The sequence below is a fragment of the Burkholderia sp. b14 genome (genome assembly GCF_900156195.1).
Lineage (GTDB): Bacteria > Pseudomonadota > Gammaproteobacteria > Burkholderiales > Burkholderiaceae > Mycetohabitans.
This window is the reverse complement of sequence record NZ_FTPJ01000003.1, coordinates 1,921,492-1,947,339: the sequence shown is the minus strand read 5'-3', so window position 1 is coordinate 1,947,339 and position 25,848 is coordinate 1,921,492. Positions and strand designations below refer to the sequence as shown.

Below are 25,848 nucleotides of genomic sequence, written 5' to 3'. Positions count from 1 at the left end.
GTTATAGGATCAAGCCTTACGGGCCATTAGTATCGGTTAGCTGAGCGCATTACTGCGCGTACACACCCGACCTATCAACGTCCTGGTCTTGAACGACCCTTCAAGGGGATCGCGTCCCCGGGGAAGTCTCATCTTGAGGCGAGTTTCCCGCTTAGATGCTTTCAGCGGTTATCTCTTCCGAACATAGCTACCCGGCGATGCCACTGGCGTGACAACCGGTACACCAGAGGTTCGTCCACTCCGGTCCTCTCGTACTAGGAGCAGGCCCCCTCAAACTTCCAACGCCCACGGCAGATAGGGACCAAACTGTCTCACGACGTTTTAAACCCAGCTCACGTACCTCTTTAAATGGCGAACAGCCATACCCTTGGGACCGGCTACAGCCCCAGGATGAGATGAGCCGACATCGAGGTGCCAAACACCGCCGTCGATATGAACTCTTGGGCGGTATCAGCCTGTTATCCCCAGAGTACCTTTTATCCGTTGAGCGATGGCCCTTCCATACAGAACCACCGGATCACTATGACCTGCTTTCGCACCTGCTCGACTTGTCGGTCTCGCAGTTAAGCACGCTTATGCCATTGCACTATCAGCACGATTTCCGACCGTACCTAGCGTACCTTCGTACTCCTCCGTTACGCTTTGGGAGGAGACCGCCCCAGTCAAACTGCCTACCATGCACGGTCCCCGTGCCCGATTCAGGGCACTAGGTTAGAACCTCAAACAAACCAGGGTGGTATTTCAAGGACGGCTCCACGCAAACTAGCGTTCGCGCTTCTAAGCCTCCCACCTATCCTACACAGATCGGTTCAAAGTCCAATGCAAAGCTACAGTAAAGGTTCATGGGGTCTTTCCGTCTAGCCGCGGGTAGATTGCATCATCACAAACACTTCAACTTCGCTGAGTCTCGGGAGGAGACAGTGTGGCCATCGTTACGCCATTCGTGCAGGTCGGAACTTACCCGACAAGGAATTTCGCTACCTTAGGACCGTTATAGTTACGGCCGCCGTTTACCGGGACTTCAATCAAGGGCTTGCACCCCATCATTTAATCTTCCGGCACCGGGCAGGCGTCACACCCTATACGTCCACTTTCGTGTTTGCAGAGTGCTGTGTTTTTATTAAACAGTCGCAGCCACCAGTTTATTGCAACCCCTTCACCCTTCTGGCGCGAGCCAGTCAAGCTAGCAGGGCGTACCTTATCCCGAAGTTACGGTACCAATTTGCCGAGTTCCTTCTCCCGAGTTCTCTCAAGCGCCTTAGAATACTCATCTCGCCCACCTGTGTCGGTTTGCGGTACGGTCTCGTTAGACTGAAGCTTAGAGGCTTTTCTTGGGACCCCTTCCGATTGCTTCGCAGCTTAACGCCGCTCGCCCCACACCCTTGAATTGCGCGCCCGGATTTGCCAAAGCGCCTTCTCCAATGCAGGGACCGGGATTTCCGACACCCGGACAACCTTCCGCGATCCGTCCCCCCATCGCATCTAACGACGGTGCAGGAATATTAACCTGCTTCCCATCAGCTACGCATTTCTGCCTCGCCTTAGGGGCCGACTCACCCTACGCCGATGAACGTTGCGTAGGAAACCTTGGGCTTACGGCGAGGGGGCCTTTCACCCCCTTTATCGCTACTCATGTCAGCATTCGCACTTCCGATACCTCCAGCACACTTCTCAATGCACCTTCGCAGGCTTACGGAACGCTCTCCTACCATGCGCACTTAGCGTGCGCATCCGCAGCTTCGGTAACTGGCTTAGCCCCGTTACATCTTCCGCGCAGGACGACTCGATCAGTGAGCTATTACGCTTTCTTTAAAGGGTGGCTGCTTCTAAGCCAACCTCCTGACTGTTTTCGCCTTCCCACTTCGTTTCCCACTTAGCCAATTTTAGGGACCTTAGCTGGCGGTCTGGGTTGTTTCCCTCTTGACGTCGGACGTTAGCACCCGGCGTCTGTCTCCCGTGATTGCACTCTTCGGTATTCGGAGTTTGCTATGGCGAGGTAATCCGCAATGGACCCCCCAACCATGACAGTGCTCTACCCCCGAAGGTGAGACACGAGGCACTACCTAAATAGTTTTCGGAGAGAACCAGCTATTTCCAAGTTTGTTTAGCCTTTCACCCCTATCCACAGCTCATCCCCTAACTTTTCAACGTTAGTGGGTTCGGTCCTCCAGTACGTGTTACCGCACCTTCAACCTGGCCATGGATAGATCACTTGGTTTCGGGTCTACGCCCAGCAACTGTTCGCCCTATTCGGACTCGCTTTCGCTACGCCTGCCCTATCCGGTTAAGCTCGCTACTGAACGTAAGTCGCTGACCCATTATACAAAAGGTACGCCGTCACCCCTTGCGAGGCTCCGACTGTTTGTATGCATGCGGTTTCAGGATCTATTTCACTCCCCTCCCGGGGTTCTTTTCGCCTTTCCCTCACGGTACTGGTTCACTATCGGTCGATCACGAGTATTTAGCCTTGGAGGATGGTCCCCCCATCTTCAGACAGGATTTCACGTGTCCCGCCCTACTTGTCGTACCCCTAGTTCCACATCTGAGTTTTCGCCTACAGGGCTATCACCTGCTACGGCCGCCCTTTCCAGAGCGTTCGGCTAACTTAGAGGCTAAATGGTACAGGCTGATCCCATTTCGCTCGCCACTACTTTGGGAATCTCGGTTGATTTCTCTTCCTGCGGCTACTTAGATGTTTCAGTTCGCCGCGTTCGCTTCACATGACCTATGGATTCAGTCACGGATGACCCATACGGGCCGGGTTGCCCCATTCGGACATCTGCGGATCAAAGCTCGTTTGCCAGCTCCCCGCAGCTTTTCGCAGGCTACCGCGTCCTTCTTCGCCTGTGATCGCCAAGGCATCCACCACATGCACTTGTTCGCTTGACCCTATAACAAGTCCGTCTTGCAACGCACCGGCTATAGGTTGAGTTTTCGCGTTGTGCCGTATCTTCCAAGCGTCTTTTCAGATCACTCAAAACAATACTTTCAATCACTACCCGTCTATCTTCTGCGCCCATCTCAAGACGCGTCCAATAGACATTACTGCTTCTTTTTCCAGATTGTTAAAGAACGTCACAGCCATACCGCACTGCTTGACCCACGGGTCAATCGCCAACACTCCGTTTGGGAGCGCTCGCGATTGAGCAGTGGTGGAGGCAGACGGGATCGAACCGACGACCCCCTGCTTGCAAAGCAGGTGCTCTCCCAGCTGAGCTATGCCCCCCTTGGGTTCGGGCCGCGCTGCGCGCAGCGCTCGTGGCGCACACCAGACTCGCGTGGTGGGTCTGGTTGGATTCGAACCAACGACCCCCGCCTTATCAAGACGGTGCTCTAACCGACTGAGCTACAGACCCTTCGTCTGTCCCTGTGACTTTCACAGCCGATAAGCGTGAGTACTTGAAGCGCAGACTTCTTGCTCCAGAAAGGAGGTGATCCAGCCGCACCTTCCGATACGGCTACCTTGTTACGACTTCACCCCAGTCATGAATCCTACCGTGGTGACCGTCCTCCTTGCGGTTAGACTAGCCACTTCTGGTAAAACCCACTCCCATGGTGTGACGGGCGGTGTGTACAAGACCCGGGAACGTATTCACCGCGACATGCTGATCCGCGATTACTAGCGATTCCAGCTTCATGCAGTCGAGTTGCAGACTGCAATCCGGACTACGATCGGTTTTTTGGGATTAGCTCCCCCTCGCGGGTTGGCAACCCTCTGTTCCGACCATTGTATGACGTGTGAAGCCCTACCCATAAGGGCCATGAGGACTTGACGTCATCCCCACCTTCCTCCGGTTTGTCACCGGCAGTCTCCCTAGAGTGCTCTTGCGTAGCAACTAAGGACAAGGGTTGCGCTCGTTGCGGGACTTAACCCAACATCTCACGACACGAGCTGACGACAGCCATGCAGCACCTGTGCGCCGGTTCTCTTTCGAGCACCCCCACCTCTCAGCAGGGTTCCGACCATGTCAAGGGTAGGTAAGGTTTTTCGCGTTGCATCGAATTAATCCACATCATCCACCGCTTGTGCGGGTCCCCGTCAATTCCTTTGAGTTTTAATCTTGCGACCGTACTCCCCAGGCGGTCAACTTCACGCGTTAGCTACGTTACTAAGGAAATGAATCCCCAACAACTAGTTGACATCGTTTAGGGCGTGGACTACCAGGGTATCTAATCCTGTTTGCTCCCCACGCTTTCGTGCATGAGCGTCAGTATTGGCCCAGGAGGCTGCCTTCGCCATCGGTATTCCTCCACATCTCTACGCATTTCACTGCTACACGTGGAATTCTACCTCCCTCTGCCATACTCTAGCCTGCCAGTCACCAATGCAGTTCCCAGGTTGAGCCCGGGGATTTCACATCGGTCTTAGCAAACCGCCTGCGCACGCTTTACGCCCAGTAATTCCGATTAACGCTCGCACCCTACGTATTACCGCGGCTGCTGGCACGTAGTTAGCCGGTGCTTATTCTTCCGGTACCGTCATCCAACCTAGTTATTCGCCAGGCCGTTTTCTTTCCGGACAAAAGTGCTTTACAACCCGAAGGCCTTCTTCACACACGCGGCATTGCTGGATCAGGGTTGCCCCCATTGTCCAAAATTCCCCACTGCTGCCTCCCGTAGGAGTCTGGGCCGTGTCTCAGTCCCAGTGTGGCTGGTCGTCCTCTCAGACCAGCTACAGATCGTCGCCTTGGTAGGCCTTTACCCTACCAACTAGCTAATCTGCCATCGGCCGCCCCTTGAGCGCGAGGCCCTTGCAGGTCCCCCGCTTTCCTCCTCAGAGCGTATGCGGTATTAATCCGGCTTTCGCCGGGCTATCCCCCACTCTAGGACACGTTCCGATGTCTTACTCACCCGTTCGCCACTCGCCGCCAGGCCGAAGCCCGCGCTGCCGTCCGACTTGCATGTGTAAGGCATGCCGCCAGCGTTCAATCTGAGCCAGGATCAAACTCTTCAGTTCAAACCTGTTACTTGTTCGGGCCCCAAAGGACCCTGTCGCTCAACTCAAAACGTTGACAGGTTTCGATTCTCTCAAAACCTACCTTCATTTCGTATGAGACTTAATGATTCTTTCGCATCGCCCCACCCGGCTTTTACCACCCGGGCGCAGCACGCCTGCACCATCAAGTACCCACACTTATCGGCTGTTACTTGTTAAAGAGCATCGCAACCGCTTCGCCTCAACCTAGCCGGCCTCGGCCCCCGCATCGCGTCGCTGCATCAGCAGCAGAGAAACGAGATTATGAACACAATCTTGCGAAGCGTCAACAACTTTTTTACCACCCCGGTGCGATGCTGATCGCCTCACACCCCGTTGCCCACCCCGCCCGCTGCGTTTGCTCCTTCAGCGGCCCCGCTACTGCCTGCAGCGAGGGTGCGAATCATAGGCCAATAGCACGCTCACCACAAGAGCTAGCAAATATTTTTTCAACGCAAGCCTTGCCGCCAACTCGGCCGGCCACCGGCATAACGCGCCGCCTAACCGGCAGCGGGTTCACAAGATAAAAAGCTATTAACCGACCGGTCGGTAGGTTTATACTGCGTAGAGAATCCTGATGGAGACTCCCCATGTATACGCAATCGCTCGACCTACCGGGCAACACCGCGCTGGCCGACAGCCCCGTTGCCAGCATAGATCAGCAGCGTTTTGACGCGCGCATCGCCGCGGACGACAAGATCGAGCCGCAGGACTGGATGCCCGATGCCTATCGCAAGACGTTAGTGCGGCAAATCTCGCAGCACGCGCACTCCGAAATCGTCGGCATGCTGCCCGAAGGCAACTGGATCAGTCGCGCGCCGAGCTTGAAACGCAAGGCGATCCTGTTAGCTAAGGTGCAGGACGAGGGCGGGCATGGGCTGTACCTGTACAGCGCCGCGGAAACGCTGGGCGTGTCGCGCGATCAGATGCTCGATGCGCTGCACAGCGGCCGTGCAAAGTATTCGAGCATTTTTAACTATCCCACGCCGAGTTGGGCCGACGTCGGCGTGATCGGGTGGCTAGTCGATGGCGCTGCGATCATGAACCAGATCCCGTTGTGCCGCTGCACGTATGGCCCTTATGCGCGCGCGATGATCCGCATCTGCAAGGAAGAGTCGTTCCACCAACGCCAAGGCTTCGATGCGTTGCTGGTCATGATGCAGGGTACCGCAGCACAGCGCGAGATGGTGCAACAGGCCGTGAACCGCTGGTGGTGGCCAGTGCTCATGATGTTCGGTCCGAGCGACAAAGACTCGGTGCACAGCAACCAGTCCGCCAAATGGGGTATCAAGCGCATATCGAACGACGACCTTCGGCAAAAATTTGTCGACGCGACCGTCGAGCAGGCCAAGGTCCTCGGCGTCACGCTGCCCGATCCGGATTTGAAGTGGAATGAGGCGCGCGGCCACTACGACTACGGCACAGTGGACTGGGAAGAATTTTGGCGCGTGGTCAACGGCGACGGCCCCTGCAACCGCGAGCGGCTGGCCACGCGCGTGAAGGCGCATGAGGACGGCGCCTGGGTACGCGAGGCGGCGCTAGCGTACGAGGCCAAGCAGGCTCGGCGCAACAAACAGAAAGCGGCGTAGTGGTGCGCCAGCAAGGATCGAGGAGGAACCCATGAGCAAAGAATGGCCGATTTGGGAAGTATTTGTACGCAGCAAACAGGGGTTGGACCACAAACATTGTGGCAGCCTGCATGCGGCGGACGCACAAATGGCGCTGCGCATGGCGCGTGACGTCTATACGCGCCGGCAAGAAGGTGTGAGCATCTGGGTCGTACCAGCCGCGGCGATTACCGCATCGGCGCCCGAAGAAAAGTCCGAACTGTTCGATCCGGCCGGCGACAAGATATACCGCCATCCGACCTTCTACCAGTTACCGGACAAAGTCAACCACATGTAAAGTCAGGACGGACCACGCCCATGCCAACGCAACACCATCTGGCGTATGTGCTGCGCCTCGCGGACAACGCCTTGATTCTCGGCCAGCGCAATGCTGAATGGACCGGGCATGGCCCGGTCCTCGAAGAGGACATCGCGCTGGCCAATATCAGCCTGGACTTGATCGGCCAGGCCCGGCTGCTCTATACGCACGCCGGCTCACTGGAGGCCGCGCTCACTGGTCAAGCGCGCGATGAAGACGACTACGCATTCTTCCGTGAGGAGCGCGAGTTCCGCAATTACACGATGCTCGAGCTGCCGCACGCCGGCCCGTATGGCGGCACTGTACGCCCCGACCGGGACTATGCGGTAACGATCGTGCGCCATTTTCTGTATTCGACGCTGATGCTGCTCGTCTGGAATGCGCTGCTGCACTCAAGCGATGCCGAGTTGGCCGCGATCGCCGCCAAATCGCTCAAGGAAACGCGATACCACGTGCACCACGCGCGCGACTGGCTGGTACGGCTTGGCGACGGCACAGACGAATCACATCGCCGCACACAGGCCGCAGTCGACTTCCTGATGCCGTACACGAGCGAGTTCTTCTCCGGTGACGAACTCGAGCAGTCCATCGCGGCACAGGGCATCGGCCCGCGGAACGCAACGCTGCAGCCAGACTGGTCGGCGCATGTCCGGGCGGCGCTCAACGAAGCCACGCTTGCGTGGCCGACCATGGGTCAATATGTGACGACAGGCAAGCTGGGCGAGCACTCCGAGCACATGGGCTATCTGCTGGCGGAAATGCAGAGTCTGGCCCGCCAGCATCCCGGCGCCCGCTGGTAGGACGGTGCGGGCCACTCTCGGCCCCATTCCGGCATTCGCGCCGGCTTCCAAATTCGACAGAGAAACGCATGCCAGACAGTTCGACCGACACTTCACCCGTTGCCCGCGCGTGGGCGGCGCTGGACGCGGTACCCGACCCGGAAATCCCGGTCGTGTCGATCCGCGAACTCGGCATTCTTCGCGACGTGCGACAGGCACCGGACGGCGTCATTGAAGCGGTGATCACGCCAACCTACTCGGGTTGTCCGGCAATGGCGCAGATCGCCGAGGACATCGGCGCGGCGCTGGATGGCGTGGGGCTCGCGCCGCACCGTGTCATCAGCGTGCTCGCGCCTGCATGGACCACCGACTGGATCACCGAGGGCGCGCGCGAAAAGCTGCGCCGCTACGGGATCGCACCGCCGTCACGGACTTGCGCGACGCAGGGAACGCAAGCGCAGCAGCCGGTCAGGATCGTGTCGCGCGACGAACGCGAGCAAGCGCAACAGCCCGCCTGCCCGCACTGCGGCTCGCCGAACACCGAGCGGCTGTCGCAGTTCGGCTCGACCGCGTGTAAGGCGCTATACCGCTGTATTACCTGCCGTGAACCTTTCGATTACTTCAAACCGTATTAATATGGCCACTGTGCAATTTCATCCGCTGCGCATCCGCGAAGTGCGCGCCGAAACGCCGGACGCAGTCTCGGTCGCTTTCGAGGTTCCTGTCGAACTGCGCGATGCGTACCGGTTCACGCAAGGGCAGTTCGTCACGCTCAAGGCCCATATCAACGGTGAGGAAACGCGCCGCTCGTATTCGATCTGCGTCGGCGTCACCGACTACGAGCGGGACGGCGAATTGCGCATCGGCATCAAACGGGTGCGCGGCGGCCGCTTCTCGAACTTTGCGTTCGACACACTGCAACCGGGACACACAATCGATGTGATGACGCCCGATGGTCGCTTTTTCACACACTTAAATGCCGATCACGACAAACAGTATCTCGCGTTCGCGGGAGGCTCGGGCATCACACCGGTGTTGGCCATTATCAAGACGACCTTGGATGTCGAGCCGCGCAGCACTTTTACGCTGATCTACGGCAATCGCAGCGTCGACGCAATCATGTTCGCCGAGGAATTGGAAGACCTGAAAAACCGGTACATGAACCGGCTGATCCTGTATCACGTGCTGTCGGACGATGTGCAGGATGTCGAGCTGTTCAATGGCGTGCTGGACCGGGCCAAGTGCGACGCCTTCCTGCAATCGCTGGTGCCGGCCGAATCGATCGACGAAGCCTTCATCTGCGGACCAGCGCCGATGATGGATGCCGCCGAGGACGCATTGAAAGCCGCCGGGGTGCCGCAACAGCGCATCCATGTGGAGCGCTTTGGCACGCCGCTGCCGCAAGCCGGCGTACCACCGGTCGAAATAACCGAACACACTCCTGCGGCGGACCTGGAAATCATGCTCGACGGCAAGCGCCGCAAGCTGCGCCTGCCCTATGAAGGCGTGAGCTTGCTCGATGTTGGATTGCGCGCGGGGCTCGCGCTGCCGTACGCGTGCAAGGGCGGCGTATGCTGCACGTGCCGCGCCAAGGTGATCGAGGGAGAAGTCCGGATGGAGAAGAACTACACGCTCGAGCCCCAAGAAGTGGATGCCGGCTTTGTCCTCACCTGCCAATGCCACCCGGTCAGCGAACGCGTGGTAGTCAGCTACGACGAACGCTGAGCCGGCACTGCGCTGTCGGCCGTTCTCATTCGCTGCGTCGCCGGCCACGATCCGGAACGATCGCTTACACTAGCGCCTGTTCACATATAGCCTGGCTCGCGCAGCGCACTGGCGGCATGCCGGGAACCGCGCAGCGCGGGCCCGCTTACCGCGTAAGCGGGCGACTTCTATGACAACAATCCATATTACCAACGGGGATGTGGCGGCCGCCTCGCTTCGTGCAGCGCTGGCCAGTACACAACGCAACGAGGAGGTCCTTGCGTTGCGTGACGATCTTGCATTTGGCCCGATCCGCGCTGTCGACAGCGACGTGCATGAACGCGCGGCGTTCTGGCAGCAAGTCCTCGACGAACGGGACCGGGATGTCGTGTCCGAACTGAACGAGCAGAACGCCACGTTGGAACGTCTCGTCGGATCAGCAGCGACGAATATCGTCGTCTGGCACGCGCAAAGCGCGTCGGACCAACTGATGCTGCGTCGGGTTGCATGGTATCTGCGCACCCAACCGCAACGGCTCAATGAAGTGGCCCTTGGCACACGCGAGTTGCCACGCGAGACCGCGCCGCGTGCCGACGGCGCGAGCACAATCGGCATGTTCGGCGCCGACGCGCTGGCCGCGCGCATCCGGAAGGCCGCGCCGATTTCGGTGTTGCGCATCGGGCGGCTTGCGCTGGAGTGGCAGGACGTGCGGCGGCTCAATGGCGACGTGCGATGCTGGCGCGAGAACCGCTTCGTGACCGGCACCTATGCGCCGATCGACGACGCATGGTTACAGCATACCGATGATCGATGGCAAATGGCGACCAACGTTGCCGCCCAGGTCATGAAGGTCGACTTCGGTGTCTGCGTGACCGATGCGATCGCGTTGTGGCGGTGCAGGGAACTGGTCACGGCCGGCCGCCTCGCGCTCAGCGGCGAGGCGCGTCAACAGTGGCGTGATGTGCAAGTGCGGCGGCCGTAGGCCGGCGACGTGTATGTCACGCTAACCGGACAGATCCTCAACCGAATTGCCCCATGGCCCGCACCCGAGCTCCTGATCACGAAAGCCAGCGCGAGCAGATCTTGAATCTGGCCGCCGAGAAATTCGCGCAGACCAGCTACCCGAGCACGTCGATGGCGGAACTGGCCGCGGCCAGCGGCACGTCGAAAGCGCGCCTGTACCATTATTACGAGAGCAAGGAGGCCATTTTGTTCGATTTGCTGGACCGGTACACGAAGCGACTAATGCTGATCATCGCCGAGGTCGAGGGCGCCAGTCAGCGACGGGAACTGAACGAGCAGCAAACCTTCGCGGAGTTAATCCGCGCTTTCCTCGCTGAGTACGAAACGTCGCACACGCGACATGTCGCGCTGCTCAACGACGTCAAGTATCTGGTGCAAACGCAGCGCGAAATCATCCTGGACCGGCAACGCGACATCGTTGCCGCGTTTGCACGCCAGCTGGCTCGCGCCTATCCGCGGCGCGTGACCAAGTCCAACCAAATGGCGCTCACCATGATGGTGTTCGGCATGATCAACTGGACCTTCACGTGGCTCAAGCCGAGCGGCACGATGACCTACGCGAACTTCGCAAACGAGGTCGTCGCCGTGCTCGAACGCGGACTGGTCGCGCCGCCGGACGTTGCAGCAATCGTGCCCTAGCTGTGACAATCCGCCCCGCGTTGGGGCTCAATAGCACCCACAACGCCTGTCATAAGGCGTTTTTACGCTACTTGATGGCGGTTTTAGAACATCCATTCCAATCCAACTCAGGGTTTTCCCGGAGAAATTTAGGGTTTTCCTGTAAAATGCATATTGCAGTGCATCAGAAACTGATGCGAGCTGGGCAGGCGGTAAGCCCGCCGCCCGCAGGAGAACCCGATGAAAGCGTTGAACTCGGCCCCTGGTCCGATAACGGTGCATGATTTGCGCCGCGCCTCGCCAAAAGCGGCGCTCGTGCGTGAATTGTCGCCACGCGATCGCGTACGGCTGCACGCACACTTCCTGTCGCTGAGCGATGACGATCGGCTGCTGCGGTTTGGGCAACGGGTTCCCGACCATCTGATCGAACACTACGTCGAGGGCATCGACTTTTCCCGCGATACGGTGTTCGGCGTCTTCGACGACAACCTCGAGTTGGTTGGTGTCGGTCATCTTGCCTATCTGCCTGACAACGGCGACAAGCGTACCGCGGAGTTCGGCGTGTCGGTACTTGAGCGCGCCCGTGGCCGCGGCATCGGCACGCAACTGTTTGAGCGCGCCGCGATGCGTGGCCGGAATACCCGCGTGACGACGCTGTATATGCATTGCCTGTCGCGCAATTTGACGATGATGCACATCGCGAGGAAGGCCGGCATGAAAATCGAATACGCGCACGGGGAAGCCGACGCATACCTGACGCTGCTGCCAGCGGATCCATCCAGCATCATGGCCGAACTGCTGCAAGAACAGGCTGCGATGTTCGACTACGCGATGAAGCGCCAGGCGCGGCGCGCGTCCCAGCTATTCGATATTTTCCGCATGGTGCCTGCCGGGCTGGCCGCTTGATACCCTCACGCCTCACTGATGGTGTGAGGCTGGACGCGTCAAACCATCGCTGCAGATAGTCTATGTCGCCGGTCATCGCATAGCACGCTACGACCTCTGGCCACGATCCGACCGCGGCACGGAAGGCTGCCGTCAGCGTCGCAGCGCTTAGCCGGCGCGGCGCACACCCTCAGTGGGTGCGTCCGCACGCGGATCATCGTCTGTCCCGCCTCCCAACCCGCCCCACTTTCCCAGCCGCACATTCACTTACGCCAGCAAGCCAGTCCCACTGCGCCGGGACCGAGCAACGCAACGTATCCGCGTATTCCCCCCACGCCTCCAGCCGGCACTGTCGCTGGCCTATTGCCAGGCAGGAGCGCATCCTACCGCTGCGCATGTGGGGGATTGACCCAAGTGCGAATATTTTGGGCAACGACAAAAATAACGCACTGAGTCCACGTGTCCACAAGACACCACGACTCTTTTGAAGCTTTGGTGATCTCAAGCTCTAATCGGAGGAAGGCAAACCGGAGCTGTGGACCGCCATGAAATGCGTGACCGATGTCGTCGAGTCCTCCGCCTCCGTCGATGTGGATCCCGAACGCGTACGCATCGTCCTGCCCGAGGTTTTCACGATGCCGGACGGCGGACTCAATATCCGCTGGCCTGATCTGCCGCTGATTCAAGAGGCGCGCGTCACCGGCTGGGGGTACCGAGTGGACGGTGGCCTGACGGCAAACGGCTCAGACGACGTTAGCCCACCGGGGCACGGGGCCGCCGCATAGGCGCCGGGCTCAACGGCCGACGACCGAAAAGGGGTGCAAAACCGCCCCCCCCCGGATGAATGCTTGAATGCGCTCGGCCGACACGCCCGATGGCTCGAGTACGCGCCGGCTCGGGACACGCGCCGGTCCCAGCCGCGGCCGCATCGCGCTCGCCAGCGCGAGCGGTCCGAACCCGCAACTGCGCAACTGGCTACGGCAGCCGGCAGGGACAACCGACTGCAACGATGAGGCGCCGCTCAGCCAACGCGTGCGTTGGCCGATGCCACCGCAGTCATGTTGATGATGCGGCGCACGGTGGACGCCGGCGTCAGAATGTGCACAGCCTTTGCTGTACCAAGCAAGAATGGCCCGACCGTTACGCCCTCCCCGCCAATCATCTTCAGCAGGTTGTACGTAATGTTGGCCGCCTCGACGTTCGGCATAATCAGTAGATTCGCCTCTCCGCTGAGCGTGGTGCCGGGCATCGCCTGCTTGCGGATTACTTCGGACAGCGCCGCATCGCCGTGCATTTCGCCGTCGACCTCTAAGTGCGCGGCACGCTCGGCAATCAACGCACGAGCCTGCGCCATACGCTGCGAGGAAGCCGTCGGCACGCTGCCGAAATTTGAGTTCGACAATAATGCGATCTTCGGCACGATGCCGAATTTCTCGACCTCGCGCGCCGCCAGGATCGCCATGTCGGCAAGCTGCTCCGCGCTCGGCACTTCGTTCACGTAGGTATCGCAAATGAACAAGTTACGGCCAGGCAACATCAGCAGGTTCATCGCCGCATAGTGCTGCGCGTCGCTGGCGCGGCCCAGCACCTGATCAATGTACTTTAGATGGCTATGGAACGATTCGATCAAGCCGCACACCATGCCGTCGGCGTCGCCGAGCCGCACCAGCATGGCGCCGATCAATGTGTTCGACTTGCGCATCGCGGCCTTGGCCACTTCGGGCGTCACGCCCGCGCGCGCGCCAAGCTCGTGGTAGTCCTGCCAGCACCGATGGTAACGCGGATCGTCTTCCGGATCGACGACCTCGAAGTCGTGGCCGGCGCGCAGCTTCGAACCCATCTTCTTCAACCGCATCTCGACCACGGCCGGACGTCCGACGATGATCGGCTTGGCGATGCGCTCAGTCAACACGAATTGTGCGGCGCGCAGCACGCGCTCGTCCTCGCCCTCGGCGAACACGATCCGTGCGTTGGACGCCTTGGCTGCGGCAAATACGGGTCGCATTACCATGCCGGTGCGGTACACCGTCGTGGCAAGCTGCTCCCGATAGGCTTCCATGTCGGTGATCGGACGCGTCGCGACGCGTGAATCCATCGCCGCCTGCGCGACAGCTGGCGCGATCTTGATGATCAGTCGCGGATCGAACGGCTTCGGGATCAGATACTCAGGGCCGAATTCGAGCGTGTGGCCCTCGTACGCCTTAGCCACCTCGTCGCCCTGGTCACTTTCCTCGGCCAGCTCCGCGATCGCGCGCACGCAGGCGAGCTTCATCTCTTCGGTGATCGTGGTCGCCCCCACGTCGAGCGCGCCGCGGAAGATGAACGGGAAACACAGGACGTTATTGACCTGATTCGGATAGTCGGAGCGGCCTGTGGCGATAATGCAATCAGGCCTGACCTTCTTGGCCTCCTCCGGCCGGATCTCCGGCTCCGGATTGGCCAGCGCCAGAATCAACGGCTTGCTGGCCATCTCCCTGACCATGTCCGGCTTCAGCACGCCAGCGCTCGAGCAACCGAGGAACACATCGGCACCTTTGATCGCGTCAGCTAGGGTGCGCGCATCGGTGTGCGCGGCATAGCGTTGCTTGGACGGATCGAGATGGCCGCGTCCCTCATAGATCACGCCCTTGGAGTCGGCCACGAGAATATTGTCCTTGCTCAGACCGAGCTTGACCAGCAGGTCCAGGCACGCAATCGCCGCCGCGCCCGCGCCCGAGGCGACCAACTTCACCTCGGCGATGTTCTTGCCGACGACCTTCAGGCCGTTCAGAATCGCCGCCGACGCAATGATCGCCGTGCCATGCTGATCGTCGTGGAACACCGGGATCTTCATCCGCTCGCGCAGCTTCTGCTCGATGTAGAAACACTCCGGCGCCTTGATATCCTCCAGATTGATGCCGCCCAGGGTCGGTTCGAGCATCGCGATCGCCTCGACTAGCTTGTCCGGATCAGATTCCGCAAGCTCGATGTCGAACACGTCGATACCGGCGAATTTCTTGAACAAGCAACCCTTGCCCTCCATCACCGGCTTGGCGGCCAACGGCCCGATGTTGCCAAGCCCCAATACCGCCGTGCCGTTCGTGACGACGCCCACTAAATTGCCGCGCGACGTGTACTTCTGCGCGTCGAGCGGCTCGGCATGGATCGCCTCGCACGCGGCCGCAACGCCTGGAGAGTAAGCGAGCGACAAGTCGAATTGGTTAGACAGCGGCTTGGTCGGAGTGACCGAGATCTTGCCGGGCTTTGGATTCTGGTGATAGGCCAGAGCGCTTTGCTTCAGTTGTTCGTCCATGGTGCGACGTGTAGATAGATGGAAATTGGATATGGCGGGGACGATAAGTGTACACCCCATGAACTGCTGTCCGATTACACAGGTACGGAAGATCAATCCGCGGCGCGTACCGTGACCCCAGGCGCGGTCAGCCAGCATGGTGTCCGACTGAGCTATAATAATGGGCTACGCGCGTCGCGCAGTCCCGCCCGACCCATCCCCGATTCCAAGGATTTTCCCGATGATAGGCATCGATCGTCAAACGATCTCCGACACCACCGCCAGGATTCTGCTCGAGGTCCAGGCCGTCCACTTCAACGCCGAAAAGCCGTATATCTTCACGTCCGGATGGGCGAGCCCGGTCTATATTGATTGCCGGAAGCTGATTTCTTACCCCCGCGTACGCAGCGCGCTGATGGACATGGCCGAATCGACGATTTATGCCGGTGTCGGTTTCGAGCAGATCGACTCGGTGGCGGGTGGCGAAACTGCCGGCATCCCGTTCGCCGCCTGGATTGCCGACCGCATGGGCCTGCCGATGCAATATGTTCGCAAAAAGCCAAAGGGTTTTGGCCGTAATGCGCAGATCGAGGGGTTTCTGCAAGAAGGTTCGCGGGTGCTGCTGGTCGAGGACCTGACGACCGACAGCCGCAGCAAGATCAACTTCATCAATGCGTTGCGCACCGCCGGCGCGAGCGTCGAACACTGCTTCGTGCTGTTCCACTACCATATCTTCAAGGAAAGCGTGTCGGTGCTCAAGGAGGTCGGCGTCGATCTGCACGCGCTGGCGACCTGGTGGGACGTGTTGCGCGTGGCCAAGGACAACGGGTACTTCGACGCGAAAACGCTAGACGAAGTCGAAAAATTCCTGCACGCACCCGCTCAATGGTCGGCCGCGCATGGCGGCGCGACGGCCGCGCCGCAATAGCGGAACCCATCGAGGTCGATGCCAGATGCGACAAAGCCGCCCTAACGGGCGGCTTTGTCGCATCTGGAAGGCCCTCAGCCGTGGTCGCCGGCGCCGCAGCTACCTTGCAAGCGGATCCGGATGATAGACTGCCTGTGTGTTTACCGGCGCTGCCCGGTCCCGCTCCGGCCGACCGGCACCGAACGCGCTGTGCCTGACTGTTCGTTATAACAACGTTGCGTCAAGGACAGGAGGTTTCCGGCCCATGCGCCCGCGTCGCCAGCAGTCTCGAGCATCTCGCCGTTTGCCTGTTCGCGTGTGGCAGACCTTGCCCATGGCCGGATGGCTGCTGATCGCACAACCTCTCGCCCAGGCGGATAATGCACCCGCCAACACCATGCCGACGTCGGCGGGCAGCGTGAACCGCCCGTTCGAATTGTACAGCGCGGCGTTGCACCCCAACCAGGACGTGCCGCACGCGCAAGTCTACAACAAGGGCGGCTGCAACGGATTCAACCATTCCCCGGACCTGTCGTGGCGTAACGCGCCGCCCGGCACCCGGGGCTTTGCGGTGACGGTCTTTGATCCCGATGCACCGGGTCGCGGCTGGTGGCACTGGGCCATCGCTGGCATTCCAGCTAACGTCCATCGATTGCCGGCCAATGCCAGTGGATCGGGCTTTTTGAAGTCGATCGGCGCCATCGAGGCCCGCAACGACTTTGGCGATGACGGCTATGGCGGCCCATGCCCACCGGCCGGCAGAGTGCATCGCTATATCGTCACCGTGTGGGCGCTGCGCACTCAGGACCTGCGGCTGGCCAGCGGGCGTCCTGCCGCGATGTTCGAACACGAAATCTCGGTGGCCGCCCTCGCCGCCGCGCGGATCATCGTGACCTATACCCGATAACGGCATTTTTTCGTAACCGCCACGAATCTATCCCGCCCTGGGCCTTAAAATACCTATTTAACGGTATCGGAGCATAAGGCGGGCGCGCAATGACAACCAAAGTTTTTGTCGACGGGCAGGACGGCACGACGGGGCTGAAAATCAATGAATACCTCGCGCAGCGGCGCGACATTGAGGTATTGCGTATTGACGAGGCGAAGCGAAAGGATTCTGACGAGCGGCGCCGGCTGATCAACGCCTCCGACGTCACGTTTCTGTGCCTGCCGGATACCGCATCGCGCGAGTCCGTGTCGCTAGTTGACAACGACCGCGTGGTAATCATCGACACTAGCACCGCGTTCCGCACACAACCGGACTGGGCGTACGGGTTGCCCGAGCTGAACTACGCGCAGCGAGAAAAAATCCGCGCGAGCAAGCGCATTGCGGTGCCCGGATGCCATGCGTCGGCGTTCGTGCTGGCCATGCACCCGCTGGTCGATGCTGGTATCGTGCCGGCCAGCTTCGTCGCGACAGCCTATTCGATCACCGGATACAGTGGTGGCGGCAAGAAATTGATCGCGGCCTACGAGGGCAACCCGACTCCCGCATTATCGAGTCCGCGCCCCTACGCGCTTGGGCTGGTGCATAAACACCTGCCGGAAATGACGATCCATTCCGGGCTGACGGTAATGCCGGCGTTTACACCGATCGTCGGCGCGTTCTACAAAGGGCTCGCGGTTACGACCTATCTTCCCGCGACGCAATTGGCACGCCGGGTGACACCAGCCGACGTTCATGCCGTGCTGGCCGACCACTATGCCGGCGAAGTGTTTGTTCGGGTCATGCCGCTGGGTGCGCCGGAGAACTTGGACGATGGCTTTTTCGATGTGCAAGCCAATAATGACACCAATCGCGTCGACTTGTTCGTCTTCGGTAACGAAGAGCGCATCATGACGATCGCACGGCTCGACAATCTCGGCAAGGGCGCATCCGGCGCAGCCGTGCAGTGCATGAACCTCGCCATCGACGCAGACGAACGGATCGGATTAACGGCCTGACGTTGCAGGCAGCGGTGACGCATTTTCTACTGAAAACGACGTCATCGCTGATTGTGAAAGCTACCGATAGCATCAAACTGGCTGTGACGGACGGAGAACTCAAGACCTCCCTAGTCCTGACTTACCTGACACTGACGTATAAATCAATTCTGACGCGCGACGTGCGTCGGATCACCGCAGCGGCTTTCGCTGTCGCCATGATGCACGGTGAAAAAAAGCCCGCCGTTCGGCGGGCTGAATCCATATCAGAGGAGACATGGAGGAGACGGCTTCACTATAACAAGTTATTTGGTGCATTGCAACATACTTCTGCCCATACCGGGTCTTCCTACGCAGTGTTGCAACGATACAACTTTCCTACGTCGCGCCGATCCGTCTTTTTAAGCGCCGACGCGTTCACGACGTCCGCGCATTGCCGATTTCCGGCACCTGGTGCGCGCATTCCAATATTTATACTTCGCATACTAAGCCGGCGCTTAATGCCGCACCAGCGCCATCAGCGCGCCAAAGCCGACGAATGCGCTGCCGGTGAGCCGATTGAACGTCTTCGCCATGCTACGGCTGCGAAGGTGTGCTCCGATCCGCGAGCCGCATCCGGCATAGACCACGTACCAACCAACTTCGATAAGCACAAACGTTGGCACCAGCACACTGAACTGCGGCCACGTCGGCGCAGCGGCATTAATGAACTGCGGCAGCAGTGCGGCAGCGAAAAGTATGGCCTTCGGATTACTCGCGCCCACCAGAAAGCCTGTGCGAAACATCGCAAAGCGCGTGACACGATGCGCCGCATCACGCTCGACCGGTCGCGTATCGGCCGCACCGTGCGGCGCCGACTCCACCGGCGCACGCCACGCCTTGATGCCCAGGTACACCAGGTAAGCAGCGCCGGCCACGCGTAATACGTTGAACATTGCTGGCCAAGCTTGCAGGAATACCCCCAGTCCGGCGGCCGAAACGGACAACATCAGCATCAGCGCCGATAGGCAGCCAGCCATCGCCCAACTGCTTCGGCGCAAGCCGTACCGCGCGCCGCAGGACATCATCAACAGCATGTTCGGGCCTGGAATGGCCGATACAACGAACACGGTTGCAACGAAAAGCCACCACGTATGGAGCGTCACAGCGTTCTTTTATCAGGGTCGAATAATACGAGAGCGAAAAAAAAGCCCGCCAATGCAGCGGGCTGAATCCATATCGGAGGAGACATGGAGGAGACGGATTTAAGTATAAACCCTAGCTCTTCAAAAACGCAACCCCCTGTACACATCCGCAACGGTCCGGATGAGAGGCCGCTCACCTAGGTTACTTCGGCTGCGCGACAGTGCGCAGGTACGGCTTAAGCCTCTTAAAGCCTTCGGGATACTTTTTCTTCGCTTCTTCGTCGGAGACCGACGTCGGGATGATCACGTCGTCGCCTGGCTTCCAGTTCACCGGCGTCGCCACGGAATGCTTCGCGTTCAGTTGCAACGCATCGAGCAGGCGCAGGATTTCGTCAAAGTTGCGCCCCGCGCTCATCGGATAGGTGAGCGTGGCCTTGATTTTCTTGTCCGGACCAACGATGAACACCGCGCGTACGGTCGCATTGTCATTCGCGTTGCGCGGCCCAGCACTCGCATTGGGATGAATCATGTCGTATAACTTCGCGACGTTCAAATTTTCATCACCGATCAACGGATAGTTGATCGGATAGCCTTGTGTCTCGGCGATGTCCCCCACCCAACGCTTGTGGTCGCTGACCGGATCGATCGACAGGCCGATCACCTTCGTGTTGCGCTTGTCAAATTCGGGTTTCAGCCGCGCGACGTAGCCCAGCTCGGTCGTGCACACTGGTGTGAAATCCTTCGGATGCGAAAACAGAATCGCCCAATGGTCGCCGATCCATTCGTGGAAACGAATCTGACCTTCCGTGGTATCGGCGGTGAAATCGGGTGCTTCGTCGCCTATGCGAATCGACATATCAGGCCTCCATTGACATGATGAGGGCGCACGGTCGTGCAGCCAACCACGCAACCGCTGCGAAGATCTGCGTCAACCAGTGCACACGAAGTGCAATTATAGGAAGAGTAGCGTGCTCGCCCAACGCCGTCCATCAGCGCGCGTCGTCAAACTTGCCTGCTTAGCCGTCCGGGCCGCTGCGCGATCAACCTCCAAGGCAGTCGACCAGCACCCGTGCTGGACAGTTATCCACTCATGGCGTTGGACAACCTCTGGATAGCCGGATGCATAGCTGTTGCGTGAAATCTGGACAATGCATTGGCAACGCAGAGCCGCAGACGCGTTATCCCACTTTTGCCTGTGCTATCCCCCGACCCCGCATAGCGTTATCAGAACAGTATCGTATTGATCCGTTAACGTGTTTTTGCAGTTATCCACAGCGTGACGCGGTTGTTGTTAACTACTATTACAGACATATATATATATAAATAAAAAAATTGAAGGTAGACTGTTACCGTTCCGTTGGAACCGGAATACAGTACGCTGGCACACGCTCAAACGTGCGCTTGGGATCCGGCTCGTCAGGTAACGTGTAGGTGAGTTGGCAACGTCCACCATCCGTGAGTCGGACGGTCAAGGGTTTCTCTGGCGTAGCGAGCGGCAGGAACACCTGCTGATCGTCCAGTACGGTCGCAACCATATTGCCCATGCCATCCAGTACGGGAGTCCCGCGCTGGATCGTCGAGCCGCCCTTTGTCGATACCTCCAGCAGCGCACGGCGTACCGTCGTCACGTTGAATCGGACCTTTTGCACTGAACCTCGTGCAGGCTGCACGGCCCGGTAGCCATTGTCCACGTCGGCGTTGCGTGGCAAGCTACGTGTCGCAATCTCGACAGGCGAGGCCACGTACGCGGGCAGCGACGGCAATATCGCATGGCCAGTGCGATCCGTCTCCACGACACCCGCACGCGTGAGAATCGTCACGCCAGGCACGCCAGATGTCGATACAACACCGAACGTATCTCCGATCCGGTAAGGAGAAAATCCGAACCCGTCGCGGTGTACCGCCAATGAGCCGCTCAATGCCGCCGAGTAGGATAACGCCCGTGACGAACGCAACACACCGGCTGACATACGTGCAAAACGGTTGCCATGACTCACGTCCACGTCGACCGACGTGTCGCCGCGCGCATGGTCGCGCTGAAATGACCCGCTATAGTGCGTTCTGCTGCCCAGCGAATGGTTCATCCGCATGCCGCTCCGGAGCGCCGAGTCTGTCAGCGACGCGTGTGCGCGAACGCCAGTGCGGCCCAGTGGAACACTAACGCTCAGGTATGTCGAAGTGCGTGCTTTGCCAAAACGGGATGAATCGCATCGGGCTACCAGCCCGACCGATACGCCGGCCACTTGCATTGAAATCGCGCCATTCACGTAGCGCCCCGTCGTGCTGCCGGCAACAAATGACTGCCCGTATCCAAGAGCGACCGATCCATAGGGTGCCGCATAGTTCAACTGAACCGAATAATCCATTGCACTGCATCGCCTGCTGTTCGCTCTCGAATCAAAGAGATGGCGAAAGCCTGCACTCCGAGCGCCCGCGGATACACTGGCGGAAAAGTCGCGGCCCAGGTGGCTGCTCACACGTATGCTGGCGCGAATGCCGGAAGCGAATGCCGGTGAATGTCGTGAGGCGAGCAGTTGCGTCGCAAGCATCGGGCCACGCCGTGGCAAGACCGTCAGCGCTGCTCCCGCAGCTTGGTAATGCTGTGCCACGATCGCAGCGGCTGCCGCGCTGCTGGCCGGACCAAGCCAGCCAGCGCCTGTCAGCACGGCCCCGGGAAACGTTATCGTACGGCCGTTGAAATTGCCGAGTGCCAACGAAAATCCTGGTGCATCGACCGCGGCGCCCGCGCCAAGCGACGTAACGGGCACGACGAACTCGCGCCGAGATCCGTCCTCCTCAGTGACCGTCACGGTCAAGTCGGACATATCGCTGTACAGTTCCACGTCGTCTATCGCAAATGGGCCGGGTGGAACGAGCGTTGAATAAATCTGGCGACCGGCTTGCCGGATCACGACGCTTGCCTGTGAAGAAGCAATGCCCTCCACACGCGGTGCACGCAGTTGCGTGCGAAGCAACGCGGTGTCCGGTGTGAGCTGTGCGCCATCGAGTGAGATGCCACCGATTACCCCGTTTGACACTAGGATCTGGCCAACTTGCAGCGTCTTTTGCATATCCGGCAACGTTCGTTGCGCATACGCTCTGTCGTGGAACAAGTATCGGCGGCGCCGCGATTCGCGTAGCGACTGATGCGATCTCACGATCCAACCATAGGCATTAAAGCCGCCCTCCGAGCGCACGTTGAAGTTGCGGCTTGTCCCGGTCGGGTGACGCCACTGAGACAGATAAGCGTCGTAATTGAACAGGCCTGCGACACCGCCGTCATCAAACTGTTTCGGTACGCGCGTTCGGCGACGAACCGCCTGTGGCGGCACAATTAACTCGATGCGGGATGCATGCGGAATCAGTTTTATCAAGGTCTGCGCAAATGCAGCTTGATAGTCGACGCACGGTGACGAATGGGACGCCCCGTGGCTAGAGCTCGCGTCGGCCGGGCTCGCCAATCCCTCAGGAACGTTCAAGCTGGCGCGCTCGAGCAGTTCACGCGTTACGCACAGGCTGCCATCCGGCTTGAAATACGCTTGGATTTCTCCTCGTGATGCGCCGTTTACCCAAAGCGATACGCGGTTATAACCGGGATCGAAGCGGGCGCCACGTTCATAGTAGTTCGCAAGTTCCACCGGCAGACCGCGAGCGCGCAGCCTATCCAGGTCAAATTTGACTTCACTATCGGTGGCCCACGCAGCGGCGCTCGCGCTCGTGATGCTGACATACAGCAATACAGCGGGGGTGCATCGCACACCCGGCCAAGCGTGCCCTGTGGCGGTGTTACGGTGCTGCACGATGGGTCCCCGCCCAGGCTTAGTGCGAGGCCGTCACTTGCAGATCATATGCACTGGCTGTATAGCCGTAGCGCGTCATCGGGAATAAACGAATCGTCTTAGTGCCGGCTTGCCTCGCCTCACCGACCCGGACTTGTTCGCCGGGCAGAATATAGCGACGGGATAACATAACCGTGGCCTTGCGCGGCAGAAGCTGGGCACGCTGTTCCAGTCTTACGACATAGTTAGACGGGTTCGATAAAGTCACCACGCCGTCCCGGACCTGTGCCGTTAATCGTTTCCACGGTTCCTTGTCTACGGGCAAAGCTGCCGGCTTGACAATGACCGGAAGGTCTTGCCGCACGATCAAATCGACTGCATTATGGCTGGATAATTCGGGTGGCAGCCCCTCGAATACGACCCGTTTCATCCGCTCGCATTTTAGTGGCTCCTTGTTGATCAACATGAAGCGAACCAGCTGGGACTCACCCGGCTCAAGTCTGGCCGCCAAAGGTGTGGCCACGATTAGCCTGTCAGGGTCCTCTTTTGTATCGATGATGGCCGTGTGCAAGATAATCGGATGAGCATCAGCGTTGCGCACTTTGATCGCCGCCTCGCCGCTATTTTCGTCGATCAGTACAGCTGAGGTCTCCGGCACGACACCGACTGCGGCGGCATAATGCGGCCCCATTCCGAGATAGGCACATACAAGCGCCTGGATCGCGCATACTACTGCGCGCCAATACTTCAGTACGTTCAATTTTAAATTCCGTCTAGACAACACTGCTTGATGCGAGTTAATACGTTAGCGTAATGGTGGTTTTTCCTTCAAAATCGATAGTATCGGTGAGGTTCAACTGACCGGTCGGTATAATGTAAGGTATGATTTTTAGTGTTGCATCAAAAAGCATACCATTGACAGGACTAATCCCATCCGAGGACCATGTCAACTCATCGAATGGGCCGTTAAGTAGTCGAGAGTCGCCCGTACCATTATCGAACGCTTCCCATCCTTCCATCCCTTGTTTTCTTCCCAAAGGTTCCGCATCACCTTCGCCCCGTTCGTCCGCGTATCTCATATCATGCAACTCGATTGCGTATACGCCAATCGGTTTGCCATTGGAAGCGAGCGTACCTCTTAGGGACCCAAGTCTTTCACTTAGCGTTGCCGTCGCATTGTCGAGCAACGTACCGCCTATCGCGAACGGATTGGCAACACCTATATCATCGCTCGATCGGATCACTATCGACGTAGGCGCGGTGCATTGGATACCAATTTTGACGTCCTGCGGTTCCAATCGCGTCACCATGTTTCTCTCCAGATGAAGTGAATCTAAGGTCCCGAGGTTGACTCGCGAAGGGGACAGTTCAGCTATTTCACATGCGCCGGGGTTGATCTTTCCAGTTATAATAAGCTGTTTTTCTTGTTGCCCCTTTTTTTCTGGGCTGGCGAATATTTTGGAAGAACTGCTAAACAACAAAACCAAAAATATAGCGTACGCGATCGGTGATCTCATAAATGCTGTGCGATTAAATGCGTTGCTTACGCGGGTGGCGTTGGCGGACCAGAATTATAGTGGTCAACGCCCATCAATTGTGTCACAAAATACGAGATGATCCGTTGTGATACGAAGCACTGCGTTATGATCTTCGTCCATAACAAGACAAAACGCTTTTACCCCTATCACGCGGCGCGGCGCTTGCCCGGAGAAGTTTTTTGGGATACTGTCGCAGTTTTCGCTCCGCCCTTGCCCGCTTTCGTAGCGGGCCCCTTGCGGGCAGTCGTTTTTTTCCGCTTGTCGGCACCGGCCATATCCTCGTCGATGCTCGATCCATCCTTGCGCTGCCCAAGACTGAGCCGCAACAGCTCAGACAAGTCAACCACATCGGCGGCCCGCCTTTTTGCCGAGCTCTCAATACTTGGGATTTTTTTCGTCTTGTCCGCTCGGATCTTCTTTTCAACCAACGCCAGGATGTCGTCCCGGAACGTATCGTGGTAGTCCTCGGGTTTCCATTCGCCGCTCATGTCATCAATGAGCTTCTTGGCCATCTCCAACTCACGAGCCGTGACGCCAGCCTTCCTCGCGTCGACTTCCGGCAGCGGGAGTTCAGCCAACGCCCGTAGTTCATCCTTCCAGCGCAACGTGTCCAGCGCGAGCAACGGACCCACCGGAATCAGTGCGCCAAGGTGTTGGCGGCCATGCATCACGACCAACGCGATACCGATTTTGCCGGTCGCTTTCAACGCGTCGCGAAGCAACGCGTAGACCTTTTCGCCCTTCCGATCCGGCACGAGATAGTACGGCGTATCAACGTACAGAAACGACACGGCCTTCGAATCGACAAAGGTCAAAATATCGACCGTCTGCGTCGAGTCTGGATTGGCCGCGCGGATCTCCTCGTCGGTCAGTACCACATAGCGCTCTTTGTCGTACTCATAGCCGCGCACGATATCCTCGCGCGACACTTCCTTTCCTGTGCGCTTGTTGACCTGCCGATAGCCGATCGGATCCATCGAATGCTTGTCCAGCATCCGGAACGATGGCTTCACCGTCCGGGTGGCCGGATATAGCTGCACCGGTACATGCACGAGGCCAAAACTGATCGCGCCTTTCCAAATCATTCGTGACGCCATGGAGCCTCCTTCGTGTGATCCTGCGGCGCATGCGCGCCGTATTGTCGGCTTATCGCCGCTTGCCGTAGCGTTCCGGTTACGCAAGCTGCGTACCAGCCGGACCAGCTGCGTAGCCCACGTCGTCCGGGAACAGCACTTGCTCTTTCGAAACGCCCCCGATATGTCCGTTGAACAATACGATGAGGCCATTGTTGAAATACCAGACCAAAGCCATATACGAATGCGATGTCAAGCAAAACACCGTTGCCACAACGGAATTCAGCATTCGTTCGCTTTGTTCTACCGATAACTAAGAGGAT

Annotated in this window: 20 protein-coding genes, 2 tRNA genes, 2 rRNA genes and 1 pseudogene; 12 read left to right on the top strand and 13 right to left on the bottom strand. The window is 58.9% G+C overall.

The window, feature by feature from the left end; translation table 11 throughout:
* Positions 1-5: 5 nt before the first annotated feature.
* From B0B13_RS13410 to B0B13_RS13395, 4 genes are all read right to left on the bottom strand, one after another.
* Positions 6-2,889: ribosomal RNA gene (locus B0B13_RS13410) — 23S ribosomal RNA — on the bottom strand.
* A 261-nt stretch (positions 2,890-3,150) separates the two neighbouring features.
* A tRNA-Ala gene (locus tag B0B13_RS13405) sits at positions 3,151-3,226 on the bottom strand.
* Positions 3,227-3,279: 53 nt separating this feature from the next.
* Positions 3,280-3,356, bottom strand: a tRNA-Ile gene (locus B0B13_RS13400).
* A 68-nt stretch (positions 3,357-3,424) separates the two neighbouring features.
* A 16S ribosomal RNA gene (locus tag B0B13_RS13395) occupies positions 3,425-4,957 on the bottom strand.
* The 16S and 23S rRNA genes sit together here with 2 tRNA genes alongside, the layout of an rRNA operon.
* 608 nt (positions 4,958-5,565) lie before the next feature.
* On the opposite strand from B0B13_RS13395, the gene paaA reads away from it, so the two are divergent.
* The 8 genes from paaA to B0B13_RS13355 all read left to right on the top strand — a co-directional run bounded on the left by paaA (position 5,566) and on the right by B0B13_RS13355 (position 11,931).
* Positions 5,566-6,564, top strand: a complete 999-nt coding sequence (gene paaA, locus B0B13_RS13390) for a 1,2-phenylacetyl-CoA epoxidase subunit PaaA (RefSeq protein ID WP_076796824.1) — start codon at positions 5,566-5,568, stop codon at positions 6,562-6,564.
* 31 nt (positions 6,565-6,595) lie between these two features.
* The gene (gene paaB, locus B0B13_RS13385; RefSeq protein WP_076785659.1) at positions 6,596-6,880 is read left to right on the top strand and encodes a 1,2-phenylacetyl-CoA epoxidase subunit PaaB; all 285 of its coding nucleotides are present in this window, start codon (positions 6,596-6,598) and stop codon (positions 6,878-6,880) included.
* 20 nt (positions 6,881-6,900) lie between these two features.
* Positions 6,901-7,701 (top strand): 1,2-phenylacetyl-CoA epoxidase subunit PaaC, encoded by an 801-nt coding sequence (gene paaC, locus B0B13_RS13380; protein ID WP_076785660.1) that lies wholly within the window; start codon positions 6,901-6,903, stop codon positions 7,699-7,701.
* Between the two features lie 68 nt (positions 7,702-7,769).
* Positions 7,770-8,315, top strand: coding sequence for a 1,2-phenylacetyl-CoA epoxidase subunit PaaD (gene paaD / locus B0B13_RS13375; RefSeq protein WP_076785661.1), 546 nt, complete (start codon positions 7,770-7,772; stop codon positions 8,313-8,315).
* A 1-nt stretch (position 8,316) separates the two neighbouring features.
* Positions 8,317-9,405 (top strand): 1,2-phenylacetyl-CoA epoxidase subunit PaaE, encoded by a 1,089-nt coding sequence (gene paaE / locus B0B13_RS13370; RefSeq protein ID WP_076785662.1) that lies wholly within the window; start codon positions 8,317-8,319, stop codon positions 9,403-9,405.
* A gap of 169 nt (positions 9,406-9,574) precedes the next feature.
* Positions 9,575-10,366, top strand: coding sequence for a DUF1835 domain-containing protein (locus tag B0B13_RS13365; RefSeq protein ID WP_076796823.1), 792 nt, complete (start codon positions 9,575-9,577; stop codon positions 10,364-10,366).
* A gap of 53 nt (positions 10,367-10,419) precedes the next feature.
* Entirely contained in the window at positions 10,420-11,046 is a 627-nt protein-coding gene (locus tag B0B13_RS13360) for a TetR/AcrR family transcriptional regulator (RefSeq protein ID WP_076785664.1), read from the top strand.
* Between the two features lie 219 nt (positions 11,047-11,265).
* A complete protein-coding gene (locus B0B13_RS13355; protein ID WP_083703745.1) occupies positions 11,266-11,931 on the top strand; it encodes a GNAT family N-acetyltransferase in 666 nt (221 codons plus the stop codon).
* 64 nt (positions 11,932-11,995) lie between these two features.
* On the opposite strand, the pseudogene B0B13_RS20115 reads toward B0B13_RS13355, so the two are convergent.
* Positions 11,996-12,067: pseudogene (locus tag B0B13_RS20115) on the bottom strand (Lrp/AsnC ligand binding domain-containing protein); the annotation flags it as partial.
* A 388-nt stretch (positions 12,068-12,455) separates the two neighbouring features.
* On the opposite strand from B0B13_RS20115, the gene B0B13_RS18540 reads away from it, so the two are divergent.
* Positions 12,456-12,695: a hypothetical protein gene (locus B0B13_RS18540; RefSeq protein ID WP_170872439.1), complete on the top strand. Its 240-nt coding sequence runs from the start codon at positions 12,456-12,458 to the stop codon at positions 12,693-12,695.
* 236 nt (positions 12,696-12,931) lie between these two features.
* Here B0B13_RS18540 and B0B13_RS13340 read toward each other — a convergent pair whose 3' ends face one another.
* Positions 12,932-15,202 (bottom strand): NADP-dependent malic enzyme, encoded by a 2,271-nt coding sequence (locus B0B13_RS13340; protein ID WP_076796820.1) that lies wholly within the window; start codon positions 15,200-15,202, stop codon positions 12,932-12,934.
* Between the two features lie 220 nt (positions 15,203-15,422).
* Between B0B13_RS13340 and B0B13_RS13335 the strand changes: the two genes are divergently transcribed.
* The 3 genes from B0B13_RS13335 (at position 15,423) to argC (ending at position 18,032) form a co-directional block, all read left to right on the top strand.
* A complete protein-coding gene (locus B0B13_RS13335) occupies positions 15,423-16,109 on the top strand; it encodes an orotate phosphoribosyltransferase (protein ID WP_076785667.1) in 687 nt (228 codons plus the stop codon).
* 313 nt (positions 16,110-16,422) lie between these two features.
* Entirely contained in the window at positions 16,423-16,995 is a 573-nt protein-coding gene (locus tag B0B13_RS13330; RefSeq protein WP_083703744.1) for a YbhB/YbcL family Raf kinase inhibitor-like protein, read from the top strand.
* An 89-nt stretch (positions 16,996-17,084) separates the two neighbouring features.
* Positions 17,085-18,032, top strand: a complete 948-nt coding sequence (argC, locus tag B0B13_RS13325) for an N-acetyl-gamma-glutamyl-phosphate reductase (RefSeq protein ID WP_076785668.1) — start codon at positions 17,085-17,087, stop codon at positions 18,030-18,032.
* Positions 18,033-18,508: 476 nt separating this feature from the next.
* Here the strand turns inward: argC and B0B13_RS13320 are convergent, their stop codons facing one another.
* From B0B13_RS13320 to B0B13_RS18535, 7 genes are all read right to left on the bottom strand, one after another.
* The gene (locus B0B13_RS13320) at positions 18,509-19,156 is read right to left on the bottom strand and encodes a LysE family translocator (protein ID WP_076796819.1); all 648 of its coding nucleotides are present in this window, start codon (positions 19,154-19,156) and stop codon (positions 18,509-18,511) included.
* A gap of 181 nt (positions 19,157-19,337) precedes the next feature.
* Positions 19,338-19,991 (bottom strand): peroxiredoxin, encoded by a 654-nt coding sequence (locus B0B13_RS13315; protein ID WP_076796818.1) that lies wholly within the window; start codon positions 19,989-19,991, stop codon positions 19,338-19,340.
* 490 nt (positions 19,992-20,481) lie between these two features.
* Complete coding sequence (locus B0B13_RS13310; RefSeq protein ID WP_083703743.1) at positions 20,482-22,935, bottom strand: fimbria/pilus outer membrane usher protein; 2,454 nt, start codon at positions 22,933-22,935, stop codon at positions 20,482-20,484.
* 19 nt (positions 22,936-22,954) lie between these two features.
* A complete protein-coding gene (locus tag B0B13_RS13305; RefSeq protein WP_076796816.1) occupies positions 22,955-23,674 on the bottom strand; it encodes a fimbria/pilus chaperone family protein in 720 nt (239 codons plus the stop codon).
* Positions 23,675-23,711: 37 nt separating this feature from the next.
* Positions 23,712-24,431, bottom strand: coding sequence for a DUF1120 domain-containing protein (locus tag B0B13_RS13300; RefSeq protein WP_076796815.1), 720 nt, complete (start codon positions 24,429-24,431; stop codon positions 23,712-23,714).
* 167 nt (positions 24,432-24,598) lie between these two features.
* Positions 24,599-25,549 (bottom strand): non-homologous end joining protein Ku, encoded by a 951-nt coding sequence (gene ku, locus B0B13_RS13295; RefSeq protein WP_076796814.1) that lies wholly within the window; start codon positions 25,547-25,549, stop codon positions 24,599-24,601.
* 76 nt (positions 25,550-25,625) lie between these two features.
* The gene (locus B0B13_RS18535; RefSeq protein ID WP_076785676.1) at positions 25,626-25,814 is read right to left on the bottom strand and encodes a hypothetical protein; all 189 of its coding nucleotides are present in this window, start codon (positions 25,812-25,814) and stop codon (positions 25,626-25,628) included.
* Positions 25,815-25,848 lie beyond the last annotated feature (34 nt).